At 42.4% G+C, this 13,357-nt stretch carries 15 protein-coding genes; 13 read left to right on the plus strand and 2 right to left on the minus strand.

The window, feature by feature from the left end; genetic code table 11:
- Window positions 1-27: 27 nt before the first annotated feature.
- The 3 genes from TY49_RS22825 (at window position 28) to TY49_RS25625 (ending at window position 3,451) form a co-directional block, all read left to right on the plus strand.
- Window positions 28-828, plus strand: a complete 801-nt coding sequence (locus TY49_RS22825) for an NAD kinase (RefSeq protein ID WP_041968178.1) — start codon at window positions 28-30, stop codon at window positions 826-828.
- A gap of 459 nt (window positions 829-1,287) precedes the next feature.
- Window positions 1,288-2,193 (plus strand): RluA family pseudouridine synthase, encoded by a 906-nt coding sequence (locus TY49_RS22830; protein WP_041968179.1) that lies wholly within the window; start codon window positions 1,288-1,290, stop codon window positions 2,191-2,193.
- Between the two features lie 109 nt (window positions 2,194-2,302).
- The gene (locus TY49_RS25625) at window positions 2,303-3,451 is read left to right on the plus strand and encodes a CAP domain-containing protein (RefSeq protein WP_439646190.1); all 1,149 of its coding nucleotides are present in this window, start codon (window positions 2,303-2,305) and stop codon (window positions 3,449-3,451) included.
- 50 nt (window positions 3,452-3,501) lie between these two features.
- Here TY49_RS25625 and prpE read toward each other — a convergent pair whose 3' ends face one another.
- Complete coding sequence (gene prpE, locus TY49_RS22840) at window positions 3,502-4,242, minus strand: bis(5'-nucleosyl)-tetraphosphatase PrpE (protein WP_041968180.1); 741 nt, start codon at window positions 4,240-4,242, stop codon at window positions 3,502-3,504.
- Between the two features lie 243 nt (window positions 4,243-4,485).
- On the opposite strand from prpE, the gene mgtE reads away from it, so the two are divergent.
- From mgtE to TY49_RS22860, 4 genes are all read left to right on the plus strand, one after another.
- Window positions 4,486-5,847 carry a magnesium transporter gene (gene mgtE, locus TY49_RS22845; protein WP_439646192.1) on the plus strand — a complete coding sequence of 454 codons (1,362 nt, stop codon included), beginning with the start codon at window positions 4,486-4,488 and terminating at the stop codon, window positions 5,845-5,847.
- A gap of 13 nt (window positions 5,848-5,860) precedes the next feature.
- Window positions 5,861-7,723 (plus strand): monovalent cation:proton antiporter family protein, encoded by a 1,863-nt coding sequence (locus TY49_RS22850; RefSeq protein ID WP_041968182.1) that lies wholly within the window; start codon window positions 5,861-5,863, stop codon window positions 7,721-7,723.
- A 303-nt stretch (window positions 7,724-8,026) separates the two neighbouring features.
- The gene (gene fabI, locus TY49_RS22855; protein WP_041968183.1) at window positions 8,027-8,794 is read left to right on the plus strand and encodes an enoyl-ACP reductase FabI; all 768 of its coding nucleotides are present in this window, start codon (window positions 8,027-8,029) and stop codon (window positions 8,792-8,794) included.
- 122 nt (window positions 8,795-8,916) lie between these two features.
- A complete protein-coding gene (locus TY49_RS22860; RefSeq protein WP_041968184.1) occupies window positions 8,917-9,378 on the plus strand; it encodes a CotO family spore coat protein in 462 nt (153 codons plus the stop codon).
- A gap of 48 nt (window positions 9,379-9,426) precedes the next feature.
- Here the strand turns inward: TY49_RS22860 and TY49_RS22865 are convergent, their stop codons facing one another.
- Window positions 9,427-9,948, minus strand: a complete 522-nt coding sequence (locus TY49_RS22865) for a CotY/CotZ family spore coat protein (protein ID WP_041968185.1) — start codon at window positions 9,946-9,948, stop codon at window positions 9,427-9,429.
- Between the two features lie 205 nt (window positions 9,949-10,153).
- On the opposite strand from TY49_RS22865, the gene TY49_RS22870 reads away from it, so the two are divergent.
- The 6 genes from TY49_RS22870 to spoVAE all read left to right on the plus strand — a co-directional run bounded on the left by TY49_RS22870 (window position 10,154) and on the right by spoVAE (window position 13,344).
- Window positions 10,154-10,498 (plus strand): DUF1360 domain-containing protein, encoded by a 345-nt coding sequence (locus TY49_RS22870; RefSeq protein ID WP_041968186.1) that lies wholly within the window; start codon window positions 10,154-10,156, stop codon window positions 10,496-10,498.
- Window positions 10,499-10,596: 98 nt separating this feature from the next.
- Window positions 10,597-10,719 (plus strand): hypothetical protein, encoded by a 123-nt coding sequence (locus tag TY49_RS25495; RefSeq protein ID WP_269745800.1) that lies wholly within the window; start codon window positions 10,597-10,599, stop codon window positions 10,717-10,719.
- A 253-nt stretch (window positions 10,720-10,972) separates the two neighbouring features.
- The gene (locus tag TY49_RS22875; RefSeq protein WP_232310513.1) at window positions 10,973-11,464 is read left to right on the plus strand and encodes a YhcN/YlaJ family sporulation lipoprotein; all 492 of its coding nucleotides are present in this window, start codon (window positions 10,973-10,975) and stop codon (window positions 11,462-11,464) included.
- Window positions 11,465-11,479: 15 nt separating this feature from the next.
- Complete coding sequence (gene spoVAC / locus TY49_RS22880; protein ID WP_041968187.1) at window positions 11,480-11,959, plus strand: stage V sporulation protein AC; 480 nt, start codon at window positions 11,480-11,482, stop codon at window positions 11,957-11,959.
- On the plus strand, window positions 11,960-12,973 hold the full coding sequence (gene spoVAD / locus TY49_RS22885; protein ID WP_041968188.1) for a stage V sporulation protein AD: 1,014 nt from the start codon (window positions 11,960-11,962) through the stop codon (window positions 12,971-12,973).
- A 14-nt stretch (window positions 12,974-12,987) separates the two neighbouring features.
- Complete coding sequence (gene spoVAE / locus TY49_RS22890; protein WP_041968189.1) at window positions 12,988-13,344, plus strand: stage V sporulation protein AE; 357 nt, start codon at window positions 12,988-12,990, stop codon at window positions 13,342-13,344.
- Window positions 13,345-13,357: the final 13 nt, after the last annotated feature.

Genomic DNA, 13,357 nt, shown 5'->3' on the forward strand with positions numbered 1-13,357 from the left:
ATCCGAAATGCAGGGGTGTTTGATTACATGAAATTTGCGATCACTTCAAAAGGGGATTCCAGGTCCAATACGTTGATGCATAAAATGAGAACATATCTTTTGGACTTTGATTTACAATATGATGAAGACCAGCCCGATATTTGTATCTCCGTGGGAGGAGATGGCACGCTTCTGTATGCCTTCCATCGATACGCGAGCAGGCTGGACAAAACAGCATTCATTGGAGTACATACCGGGCACCTTGGCTTTTATGCCGACTGGGTTCCTGAAGAAATTGAAAAGCTGGTCATTGCCGTTGCCAAAACACCATACCAGGTAATTGAATATCCGCTGCTGGAGGTAATCATCAGATACCAGCATGGCGGCAGAGAAACAAGGTATCTTGCCCTGAATGAATCGACCGTCAAATCTGTTGAGGGCACCCTTGTCATGGATGTTGAGATCAGAGGCCAGCATTTTGAACGCTTCCGCGGAGATGGTTTGTGCGTATCCACGCCATCAGGAAGCACAGCCTACAATAAAGCATTGGGCGGTGCCATCCTTCACCCGTCACTAAGGGCTATCCAGGTTGCAGAAATGGCATCCATCAACAATCGTGTCTTCAGGACAGTGGGATCACCGTTGATACTTCCTGACCATCATACATGTACGTTAAAACCGGTTAATAGACCTGACTTCCAGGTAACTGTTGATCATTTGACACTACTGCATAAGGACGTTAAGTCAATTCAATTCCGGGTTGCAGATGAAAAAATCCGATTCGCCCGCTTCAGGCCATTCCCGTTCTGGAAAAGGGTACACGATTCCTTTATTTCAGATAGCGATTAAGAAGGTAGTTTGATTTTATAGACAGACCGCTGACAGACTGTCCAGGGAGAGATGTTTAATGGACATTTCGTGGGCCTAGCGCGTTCAAAATGTCTAATAAACGAATTTTATGGGAATTTTGGGGTCATGTAGCGTTCAAAATGTCTAATAAACAAGGTTTAATGGACATTTCGAGGCCATGTAGCGTTCAAAATGTCTAATAAACAAGGTTTAATGGACATTTCGAGGTCATGTAGCGTTCAAAATGTCTAATAAACAAGGTTTAATGGACATTTCGAGGCCATGTAGCTTTCAAAATGTCTAATAAACAAGGTTTAATGGACATTTCGCAGGCAGACTGCGATAAATATGTCCAAGAAATAGTTAATGGTCATCATTCATTGAACAAAAACGCAATCGATAAATGCTTTTTGCCAAAAAACAATGGTATTAGAAACATTTCAGACAGGAGCCGCTGATATGGGGAAGAACTTCACACTGGAATATACAGCTGGAGCTGCTGATCAGGGTAAAATGCTTAGGGAATTTCTTAAGGAAAAAGAAATCTCCAAGTCAGCCCTTACCGATATAAAGTTCAAGGGTGGATTTATTTCAGTAAATCGCCAAGAGGTTAATGTAAGGTACATACTGAAAAGCGAAGATTTTATCAGCGTGGGCTTTCCTCCCGAAGTTCCTTCCGAGGGATTAAAGGGGGAGGAAATCCCGCTTGAGATTCAGTATGAGGATGAGCATTTACTGGTGGTCAATAAACCGGCCGGAATGAATACAATACCTTCGAGGGAGCATCCGTACGGAAGCCTGGCCAACGCACTTATCGGTTATTATGAATGTTGTGGGCTATCTGCAACAACACATATTGTCACCAGGCTTGATAGAGATACTTCCGGACTAGTGTTGATTGCAAAGCACAGCCATATCCATCATTTATTCAGCAAGCAGCAGCGTGCTGGCGGTGTTAAGCGAAAGTATGAGGCACTGGCCGAAGATATTATACATGTTGATGAAGGTAGAATCGAGGAACCGATTGCCAGGAAACAGGACAGCATCATTGAGCGTGAAGTACATCCTGATGGTCAATATGCTTGTACATTATTTGAAGTTGAGAACAGATATGAAGATTTCACCCATATCATCTTAAGGCTATTGACAGGAAGAACCCACCAGATCAGAGTGCATATGAGTCATCTAGGGCACCCTCTGCTCGGGGATACTTTATATGGCGGAAATAAAAATAAGATGTTAAGGCAAGCTTTGCACTGCTGCGAACTTAGCTTTATCCACCCAACTTTACAAAAGGAATTGCTATTCAATGCAAGCCTTCCAACAGATATGGTTACAGTACTTGAAAAAGGCAGATCGTTATAATAACGATTTGCCTTTTTACATTTCTCTCAAATTTTTCTTTATATATTTCTGTGCAATACGTCAAATCATAAGGAAGTAATAAATGAAAAATTGAAGGAGGAAACATCCGTTGAATATAAATAAGCACGGTAAATTAATTGCCGTATCCGCAGTTATGTTATTAGGTCTCGCTGCCTGCAATAACAATAATGAAGAAGCGTTGGATTTACGCGACAATAGAATGACCACCCTTGGAAATGGCCAAGAAGGTTATTGGGATAATGATGCAAATAGAATCAAGCAGCAAAGACGAAGAGCAGAAATCAATTCTGCTAAAAGAAATACCAATGAGGCTGGGTTTAATCAAAAAGGCGGAGATGCAACGAGTGAAATCATGCAAACGCCTGATGGGTATATTACCATAGACCCGAATTCTTACAGTACTGGCATCCCGAGTTCTAAATTTCCACACACACAAATGAACAAGCAGGGCAGGTTGACATTAACAGAAGGACAACAAGCAGATCTCAATAAAATGCTGGCAGAATTGCAGCGCCGTACAGGTGTAGAACTTCCCGAATTGAATAGGGGTGGAATGCCTTCACCAGAACAGGGAGCAGCACCAGTACCACAGGAAAGAGCAAATCCAGTTCCAGAACAAGGAGCAGCACCGGCACCACAGGAAAGGGCAACACCAGCCCCTGAACAAGGAGCAGCACCGGCACCACAGGAAAGGGCAACACCAGCCCCTGAACAAGAAGCAGCGCCTGCACCACAAGAAAGGGCAACACCAGCCCCTGAACAAGAAGCAGCGCCTGCACCACAAGAAAGAACAACACCTGCTCCGCAAGAAGAAGCAGCACCGGCTCCAGAGCAAAAAGCAACTCCTTCTGGCACCGAGATTAGTGCATTTGAATCGAAAGTCATAGACCTGACAAACGAACAGCGCAGGAAAAACGGTTTGCCAAACCTGCAGCCAGATACAGCATTAAGCAATGTAGCACAAGAGAAATCCAATGATATGCAGGCGAAGAACTATTTTTCGCATACAAGTCCTACTTACGGATCACCATTCGATATGATGAGGGACTTTGGTGTATCGTATAACACAGCAGGAGAGAACATTGCAATGGGACAGCGGAGTGCCGAAGAAGTTGTGAACGCATGGATGAACAGCGAAGGGCACAGGAAGAATATTTTAAGTCCAAACTACACGCATATTGGCGTTGGACATACAACACAGGGGAACTACTGGACCCAAATGTTTATTGGAAAATAAAGCAAAAAGCTAACCATCATTCCAATGGTTAGCTTTTTTAATTCTGGGTATTAATTTATTTCCCTGAATTTTTCCCGAACAAGCGGCATGGATGAGGGAACGGATACCAATTCCATCTCCGGATAACGCAAGGCTGTTAAATTGCCGCCAAAAACAGCTCCTGTATCGATATTGTAGGTATTGTTAAGAACTCTTGGTTCTCTGACCGGTGTATGCCCATAAACAATAATTGCTTTTCCTTGGTAATTTTTTGCCCAATCACGCCTTACTGGGGTTCCGTCCGGATTGGTTTGTCCGGTTATATCGCCGTAAAGGACAAAGGTTTTTACTTTTGAATGATCCTTGCCTATGTAATCTTCACGGATCCCCGCGTGCGCTATTACAAGGCGCCCCTGGTCAAGGACGTGGTATAAAGGCGCGGACTCATATAAATGAATGAATTTATCACGAAATTCATTTTTCTGTTCTGAATTCAACGACATAAACTCCGAAACAGTGGTCTCAAGTCCATGAGTCGTCTGGACTTTATTTCCTAACAGGTAGCGGTACAGTTTATTGCAATGGTTCCCGGGAACATAAAAAGCGGATTTCCTATTCGCTGCTAAATCCCAAACCAGCCTTGCGGTTTTTATTGACTCTGGTCCACGATCAGTCAGGTCACCTACAAAAGCAAGATGGCGGCCAAGAGGATGGACCGGGAGGCCAGTGATCCAATCGTATCCAAGTTTTTTGGTGAGTTTTTCAAATTCAACATAACAGCCATGGATATCGCCTATAATATCAAGGTTCAATTGGGATTCCTCCTTTAAATTAATCAGTTTCCCCGGAAATCGGAAAAAAGACAAGTTTACAACAAAAAAGGGAATGTTAAGAGAATAGGCCGGGCTCAAACAAGCAGGAATCTTAACATATATTGCCCAATTAATTTTAATTGAAAAAGTGTAGTTAAAAGACAAAGAAATTAATAAATGCTAGTATAATGAAATGTACATAAAGGAAAGGGGGTAAGGTGGATGTCTGAAGAACGGCAGGAAATGGCATCTAAGCAGCAGATCAATACTGAGCTGCTTATGGAAGCACTTTACTCTGAGAAAATTGATGATTTTCGTGCGGAATTTTTAGAGCTGCACCCGTACGATCAGGCAGCTTTTTTCGGTGAATTGAAAGATGAAGAGCGAGCGAAAGTGTATAACTTCTTGTCACCTGAAGAAATGGCCGACCTGTTCGAGAACCTGGAATCAGATGAGGAAGATTTTAAAGATGTACTCGCTCAAATGAATCCTAATTATGCGGCAGATATGCTGTCAAATATGTATGCGGATGACGCGGTCGATGTGCTGAATGAGCTTGATAAAGACCAGGTTGTCAGTTATTTGACGATCATGAATGAAGAAGCAGCACAAGAAATCAAGGACTTGCTGCATTATGAGGAATACACAGCCGGTAGTATCATGACGACGGAATTCATTGCAATTTCTGCAAACCAGACTGTTAGATCGGCGATGTATATCCTGAAAAAAGAAGCGCCCCAGGCTGAAACAATTTACTATATTTTTGTGGTCGATGAAGATAAAAGGCTTGCTGGAGTTATTTCTTTGCGTGACCTGATTGTTTCCGATGATGAAACAATGATTGGGGAGGTTATGAATGATCGTGTCGTTTCCGTTTCAGTAGGAGAGGATCAAGAAGAGGTCGCACGGATGATGAGAGACTACAATTTCCTGGCGCTTCCGGTCGTGGATTTTCAAAACCATCTCCTTGGGATTATCACGGTTGATGACATCATGGACGTCATGGAAGAAGAGGCTTCAGATGACTATTCCAAGCTTGCTGGTATAGCAGATCTTGATACAATAGACCGAAATCCATTAACCGCTGCAAAAAAGCGTTTGCCATGGCTGATCATTTTGCTCTTTTTGGGCATGTTTACTGCAAGCCTTATTGGGAGATTTGAGGATACATTGGATAAGGTGGCTATTTTAGCTATTTTCATCCCTCTGATTGCCGGGATGGCAGGTAATACAGGTACACAGGCCCTGGCTGTAGCTGTCAGGGGAATCGCAACTGGAGACCTTGAGAAAGAGAGCAAATGGAATATTATACTGAGGGAAGCGGGAACTGGACTTATTACTGGTGCCGTTTGCGGTATCCTTATTACATTCGTTGTCTATTTTTGGAAAGGTGAACTGTTCCTCGGAGCCCTTGTAGGCATCTCTATTTTTATTACACTAATCATTGCAACACTCGCGGGTTCACTTGTGCCCTTGCTGATGCACCGTCTTAAGATTGATCCGGCTGTGGCATCAGGACCATTCATTACTACAATAAATGATATTATCAGTATTTTGATTTATTTTGGAATTGCTACTGCTTTCATGAGTTATCTTACTAAATAAAGGAGGGATGAGGGTGGAACATCATGCTTCGATAACTTCGCTTGTAATCGTCATTATAGTTGCATTTTTAACACCTATTTTACTACACCGTTTAAAATTGAATTTCATACCAGTGGTCGTTGCCGAAATTATCATGGGTTTGATTATCGGTAAAAGCGGCTTCAATATTGTACATGAAGATGCATGGCTTGGAACCTTATCCACATTAGGCTTTTTGTTCCTGATGTTCTTGAGTGGACTGGAAATTGATTTCTCAGCTTTTTCTGGAAACAAAAAGAACAATACCAAGAAGGCAAATGATGAAAAGGAACCAAATACTTTCATTGTTGCTTCTATCATCTTTGTCGGTATATTCATTGTATCACTGGGATTATCCTATCTGTTTGTACTCGCTGGCTTCATTGAGAACGTCTTTTTGATGACATTGATTATCTCGACGATTTCTTTGGGCGTGGTCGTCCCTACTTTGAAGGATGCCCACTTAATGAAGACGAATATTGGGCAGACAATCTTATTGGTTGCGGTTATAGCAGATTTGGCAACCATGATCTTACTAGCTGTCTTTGTCTCTCTTTATGACGGAGGCGAAGGAAATACATGGTTGCTGCTAGTTCTGTTCGCAGCAGGAGTTGGCTTGTATTTTATCGGCCGAGTCTTCAAAAATAGAACCTTCATCAATGCGCTTTCCACTGGAACCACTCAAATCGGTACTCGTGCCGTATTTGCGCTGATCATTCTTCTGGTTGCCATTTCTGAAACAGTAGGGGCCGAGAATATCCTTGGCGCATTTTTGGCTGGTGTACTTGTTTCATTGCTTGCGCCAGATCAGGAAATGGTCCATAAGCTAGATTCATTTGGCTATGGATTCCTTATTCCGATTTTCTTCGTCATGGTTGGTGTGGACCTCGATATTTGGTCCTTGTTCAGTGAAAGAAAGCTGCTATTGCTGATTCCGCTGTTACTCCTGGCTTTATTTTTATCAAAGTTGATTCCAGTTTATCTGTTGAAAAAATGGTATGACACCAAAACAGTTTTGGCAGCAGGGTTCCTGCTGACATCTACGCTATCACTGGTCATTGCTGCCGCTACCATTGGTGAACGTATGGAAATGATTACACCACAAATGAGTGGAACATTGATATTGGTTGCGGTCATCTCCAGCGTTCTGACACCAATCTTATTCAAAAAGCTGTTCCCGCAGGAAAAAGCCGAAGAGAAGAAAGTGAAAGTGGTATTCATTGGAGCAAACCAGATGACACTCCCGGTTTCCCGAGCCCTGCAGTCTTCTTTGTACGAACCGGTTCTTTTTCATACGAAACAGGAAAAAGCGGATAACCGAATTGCGGATTCTGTTTTTAAAATCATTGAGATGGAGAATTATGAAATTGATACATTAGATAAACATGAAGTTTACAATGCGGACATCATTGTAATCTCCACCGGGGATCCTGACCTGAATGCAACGATTGCTGTCAGTGCGAAGGAACAGGGTGTTGAACGTGTCATTGCCAGAATTGAAAGTCCAGACCTGGCCGAAAAAGCACAGGAAGAGGGAATCGAAGTATTCTCGGTCCTTCGTTCAACTGAATCCCTGCTGCGTGCGATGATTGAATCGCCTGGTGTCATGAGCATCCTGACCAATCAGGAAAACTCCCTTCACGAAATCAGAATGCTTAATGATCACTTTGACGGCATGACCCTAAGACGCTTCCCATTCACGGGGGATGTCATTTTTGTCCGTATCTTACGTGAGAATGAATCAATCGTGCCTCATGGGGATACCGAGTTGAGGCTGAATGACCGCTTGATAGTGACAGGCTCAAAAGAGTATGTCGATGAGCTAAAGCGTGAGCTTGAATTCTGTTTCTGGTGTTAATTAAAGGCTCTTTTCTCAAACTTTGTTGTTATTGACTACAAAATAGGAATGAATGACCTATGTTTCTTCAGGAAATTGAAGCTTATTATGAGAAAAGAGCTTGCACTTCTTAATACCGACCTGCAAAATAGCCTTTTATCACGTTAAAATCGGCTTTAGGATTGTAACAATAATTTTTACGAAAACAGCCTAATTAAAGTAAACCCGCCATCTCGGCGGGTTTTTCTTTTCAAATGAAAAAATATAGTGTAGAATTAGCACTAGGTACTAATAACTTGTATTAACATTGGGGGAACAGTAAAAATGACTCTTTCACTGAACGGAAAAACATATGTAGTAATGGGTGTTGCCAATAAACGAAGCATTGCCTGGGGGATTGCACAGTCACTTCACAATGCGGGAGCGAATTTGATCTTCACTTATGCGGGAGAGCGTCTGGAGAAAAGTGTACGCGAGCTTGCTGAATCGTTGGACCAGAGCTATTTAGTATTGCCATGCGACGTTACGAGCGATGAAGATGTTGCAAAATGCTTCCGTGAGGTCAAGGAAGCGGTTGGCACTATTTCAGGTGTTGCCCACTGTATCGCATTTGCGAACAAAGAGGAACTCCAGGGGGACTATATGAATGTATCACGCGACGGTTTCCTGTTAGCCCATAATATCAGTGCTTACTCATTGACTGCAGTTGCCAAGGAAGCGAAGGAACTAATGTCAGAAGGCGGAAGTATCGTTACTTTGACTTACCTTGGAGGAGAACGAGCGATTCCGAATTATAATGTCATGGGAGTAGCAAAAGCATCTTTGGATGCCAGCGTTCGCTACCTTGCAGCAGACCTCGGGAAGGATAATATCCGCGTGAACTCTATTTCAGCAGGACCAATCCGTACACTATCTGCAAAAGGTGTAAGTGACTTTAATTCAATCTTAAAAGAAATCGAAGAACGAGCTCCACTTCGCCGCAACACAACACCTGAAGAAGTCGGTGATACAGCAGTATTCCTATTCAGCGACATGTCTCGCGGGATTACTGGAGAGAATATCCATGTTGATTCAGGTTTTCATATCCTATAATCAATCAAGTCCGCCAATGTGCGGGCTTTTTTTTTATTATAAACAATTCAAAAATTGAGTCTGGCACCTATCCTAGGCTATCGCATACATATAGGGTGAGCGAAGTATTGGAGGTGCCGTATATGGGGAGGAAACGAAGTCGTAAGCAATCTCCTTTGTTTTACATTAATCAGCCAAACATTGATCTACCGCAACTCGATATGCAAAAGAATTTTTCTTTTAAGAATAGTGAAGAGATCTCTGAAAATCAACAACAGCAGGAAAATAGTTCAAGGATAGTTGAAGTGAATTCTGAAGAAATCGGAATTTCTGAAGAAGTAATTCATGAAACAGAAAGCCCGGATGCACCAAGGAAGAGGACGTTCAATGAATATACACTTGAGGAAAAGGTCAAACATTTAAAGCTTGTCCCGGCCTCTGTCGCGAAGGTTAAGTATGAATTCATTACCATAGAAAGATCATATAAGGGTTATTTTATAGAAATGAAAGGGGAAGTATTGTTTATACATTCGATCAGCCCGAGAAAGAAAAGTATAAGCATCCTCAAAGAGGATTTAGTCGATATAAAGAGGGTTGGGTTATAAAAATAGGCTTACCAATTTCGGTAAGCCTGATTTTTCAAACTGTAGTGATCAGTCATTTCCAGGTAGGCCTGAAAGTGGTAATGCAGCTACAGGGTCTAGGCAGGTGACAGCGCAGAAGCAATCCAAGTCGACAGTGATACAGATTCCAGTTCTGAAGAATTCATTTCTGGCTCCTCCAGTTTGGATTTGTCTGCATGGAGTGTCGAAACCTTCTCCTTCATCACCTCGTGTAGCCAACAACTCGATTTTCGCACAGCAGTTGTCGTCTACTGAAGTGACACGGAAAAAGAATGACCTGAAGCAATCAAGTCTTTGTGGACCTCCTCCATTTGTGCGGATGCGAGTTCCAAATCCTTCGAATGGCACACAGTCACCGCAATAAAGGATTAGTGGGATTGTATCTAAATCCGTCGTTGGAGTTTGTGCACCTGCAAGTAACTCTTGGATAGACTTGTGGCAGCTGACATCGCAATCATTGTCTACATCCACTTCATCTTGAGCATCTGCTACTGCTCTAAGAACCTCGCAAACACAGCTGTCGCCATCATGTTTTTTACCTTTGCAACCCATAACAAGTTCATCTCCTTTTAGTTGATATGACCTATTGTCCTTAATAGAATATGAATCGCCCTCCTAATGGTGTGGGTGTTTGTCTAATTTTCAACAGGTTTCCCATAAAAAAATGATGACAGGAGCGGACTGGCTAAGGGCCTATACATAGGGATTTGCCCTGCATAAACTGTATTGACTTGATTCAACACAGGTGGTGTAGCGGATGGGGAATTGGCTGGATTTATGCCTTCTTGTATTTGCGAGCTTTCGTCTGACGAGGCTGATTGTTTATGATACAATCACTGAATTCCTTCGAGCACCATTTCACGATATGGTGGAGGAGACCCTGGAGGATGGCAGTACGGAAACTTATATAGAAATAAAAGGAGAGGGACTCAAATATTGGATAGGCGAGCTATTAAGCTGCCACTGGTGCACTGGTATTTGGGCAACTTCTTTCCTATATGCTGGCTATGCATTGATACCGCAACTTTCAATGCCGGTCATCACTGTGCTTGCAATAGCCGGAATTGCTTCAGTGATCCAGCATTATTTCATTAAAGACTGAGCCGTATAACAAACCTAAATTAGTGAGTCCGTCCAGAACCCGTTTAAAGATTTGTTCATAAACTATCGTATGGACTCTTTAATGAAGGGGTTGTATTCATGGAGGAAAAGCAAAAAACGAAAATCAGCAAAGGTTCTACTGTATCCAAAAGTAATGCTTCAACCCGCAGAGTGCGCAAGAAACGTGGCTGTGGTTGCGGGAAAAAGAAAAAACAAGCATAAAACAGCGTCTGCCAAACTTTCTGGCAGGCGTTTTTTTTTGTAGAATACGTCGAATGGGGAAGGCTATTAAGAGCAATAAGGGAGAGTTTTATTAAATGGAGGATCGTAAAAAAATCATGAAGCAAATTTACTGTCAAGAAAGCTAAAACACCAATTTTACATTAAATGGAAGTGTAATGCGCTTTAAAAAATTCATAAATTGGGTTTGGGACGTGGAAAATAATTTTATCAGATGAAGCATAGGAAGGGATTAATGATGAATATGAAACAGGCAGTGAAATTTTTAGCAATATTAATCATGCTCGGAGCTGGCCCTGCTGGCTGTACTTCTTTTGGCAAAACATCTCCAGAAAGCAGGGCGTCAATGATTCAGTCAGTAAATCCTGATCCAGGAGCGACAAATGATCTTGAAGAGAAGGATATCAAACTGGCTAAAAAGGTAAAGAAAGATATCGCTGCACTTGATGAGATTTATGATGTTGCTGTCATTGCAGGAAAAAAAGAAGTATTAGTCGCATACAAGGTCAAGCATTTAAAGCGGTTCGGCATGAAGCGGATTGAGAAAGAAATCAATAAGAAACTGGAAAAGAATTATCCTGATGAAGACTTCATTGTTTCTAGTGATTATAAAATTTTTATTGAGGCGGTCGAGCTTCGGGAGAGAATGAAAGATCCGTCCTTTCCGGATAAAAAAGCAGAGGAACAATTGCAGCGGATTATTTCGTTGAAAAAAGAATTGACTTAAGAAAGGATGGGTGAAATGGGGGATAAAAAAAAGCAAAAGATGACACCTGAACAGCAACAATATCAACAGCTGGAACAAAAGCATGAACTTAAACGCCCAGTGGTTAAAAATTGCATCAAAGCATTTTTGGTTGGTGGCTTGATCTGTACGATTGGTCAGGCAATTACCTATTTTTATATATACTTTTTTAATTTTACTGAACAAACAGCTGGAAATCCGACAGTTGCTACGATGATTTTCCTTTCCATGCTGTTGACAGGCTTCGGTGTCTATGACCATATTGGTCAATTCGCAGGAGCGGGTAGTGCCGTACCGGTGACTGGCTTTGGAAATTCTGTTATATCAGCAGCTATTGAGCATCGAACTGAAGGCTTTGTTCTTGGTGTCGGTGGCAATATGTTCAAATTAGCAGGATCAGTAATTCTATTTGGAGTCTTTGCAGCCTTTGTCGTTGCACTCGTAAAAACTTTGCTGATAATGATGGGGGTGCTGTAAATGTTGATTGGAAAACAGTCATGGCAATTTGCGAACCGGCCTGTTATTGAATCATGGGGCACATCCGGCGGTCCTTTTGAAGCTGAGGGAAAACTCGCTGCTGACTTTGATGTCCTTCATGACGATTTGTGGATGGGAGAAGACTCATACGAAAAAGCACATAGAGTTTTACTTGAAGAAGCAATTAAATCGGCGCTGCAAAAAGGGGATTTCAACAAAGAGGACATGCAATTCATGCTGGCAGGGGATTTAATTAATCAGATCACGCCGACGAGTTTTGCGGCAAGGACGATGGAAATCCCTTATTTTGGTCTCTTCGGTGCTTGCTCTACCTCAATGGAAGGTCTTGCGTTAGCATCATTCATTGTAAACTACCAGGGAGCAAAGAAGACTGTAACTGGTGCATCAAGCCACAATTCGGCAGCGGAAAAACAATTTCGCTACCCGACAGAATATGGCGGACAAAAACCACCAACAGCTCAGTGGACTGTTACCGGAGCAGGAGCGGCTGTTTTAACGGACAATTCGGAAAAAATAGGGAAGATTGTAACCACCTCTGCCACTATCGGGAAAGTAGTGGATATGGGAATATCGGATCCATTTAATATGGGCGGAGCAATGGCGCCTGCTGCAGCGGATACGATCATTGCCCACTTTAAAGATTTGAATCGTGATCCATCTTATTATGATTTAGTTGTAACAGGTGATCTTGGAAGGATTGGGCAGGCTGCTACATACGAGCTTTTGCAGCAGTCTGGACTGGACATATCCAAGGAACAATTTCAGGATTGCGGTTTGATGATTTATAACGAGGATCAGCAAGTCCAATCTGGAGGCAGTGGAGCAGGATGTTCGGCTTCCGTGTTATATGGTCATTTATTAAACCAAATGAAAAATGGTGTCTATAAGAGAATACTTGTTGTAGCTACAGGAGCTCTGTTATCGCCGCTATCGTTCCAGCAAAAAGAAACCATTCCATGTATAGCCCACGCTGTCTCAATTGAAATGAACTAAAAGGAGGAATCGCTTTGTTGCCAATGTTTTTTTGGGCTTTTGTTGTTGGAGGCCTGATTTGCGTGTTCGGCCAGTTGATGTTTGATATCGTGAAGTTGACACCAGCACACACAATGAGTCTGCTTGTTGTCATTGGTGCTGTCCTTGATGGTTTCGGGCTTTATGAACCATTAATGGATTTTGCAGGAGCCGGTGCCACGATTCCAATCACAAGCTTTGGGAATTCGCTTGTTCACGGAGCGCTTCAGGAAGCAGAGCAGCACGGGCTGGTCGGTGTCCTGACAGGCATGTTCGAAATTACGAGCTCTGGTATATCGGCTGCTGTGATTTTTGGCTTTATCGGCGCCCTCATCTTTAAACCAAAAGGTTGATTCTTTTTTTTCA

The organism is Mesobacillus selenatarsenatis SF-1 (assembly GCF_000813125.1).
Taxonomy (GTDB): domain Bacteria; phylum Bacillota; class Bacilli; order Bacillales; family Cytobacillaceae; genus Mesobacillus; species Mesobacillus selenatarsenatis.